The sequence below is a fragment of the Aeromonas genomosp. paramedia genome (assembly GCF_023093515.1).
GTDB lineage: Bacteria > Pseudomonadota > Gammaproteobacteria > Enterobacterales > Aeromonadaceae > Aeromonas.
Genome location: NZ_JAAROG010000046.1, coordinates 1 through 621, shown reverse-complemented (window position 1 = coordinate 621; position 621 = coordinate 1). Strand labels below are relative to the sequence as shown.

The following is a 621-nucleotide window of genomic DNA, read 5'->3' as shown; positions in this document are numbered from 1 at the left end:
CTGACTGCCAAGGCATCCACCATGTACGCTTAGTCACTTAACCATACAACCCCAAGAAGTGTCGGTGAAACCGGCACAGCTTGTTGCTGTACAACAAGGACCAAAATAAATTTTGGTTTTCGCCAAGAAGTTTCCAAAGCACTTGTAACAAATGTTTGAGAACTACTTTTTAAATCAGCTTTCCAGATTGTTAAAGAGCATGTTTGCAACGGCATTCACTTATAAAGTGCGCCGAAGAAAACAGACATAAACACGCATGCTTATGTCTGCATTCTTGTTAGCAAGAAGAGAAGTGGCGTCCCCTAGGGGATTCGAACCCCTGTTACCGCCGTGAAAGGGCGGTGTCCTAGGCCTCTAGACGAAGGGGACCCAAAATCATCTTTGCGCTGCGTCAGCAGTGCAGATTTTGGGTAATGGCGAGTGCCGAGCCTGCGAGGCCGAGCGCCATTATTCACATCCCAAAACCCAATGATAGGGCTTCTCTCATCTGGCCAAAGCCAGATAAGCACTGACGCTTGCGCATCAGGTCTTTGCTCTAACTACTTTGAATCAAGGCAATCTGTGTGAACACTCAACAACACGACATCTTAAGGTAAGGAGGTGATCCAACCCCAGGTTCCC

Annotated in this window: 1 tRNA gene; it reads right to left on the bottom strand. The window is 47.5% G+C overall.

Annotated elements, in window-relative coordinates:
* Positions 1–293: 293 nt before the first annotated feature.
* Positions 294–369 (bottom strand) — tRNA-Glu (locus HB860_RS21965).
* Between the last annotated feature and the right edge of the window lie 252 nt (positions 370–621).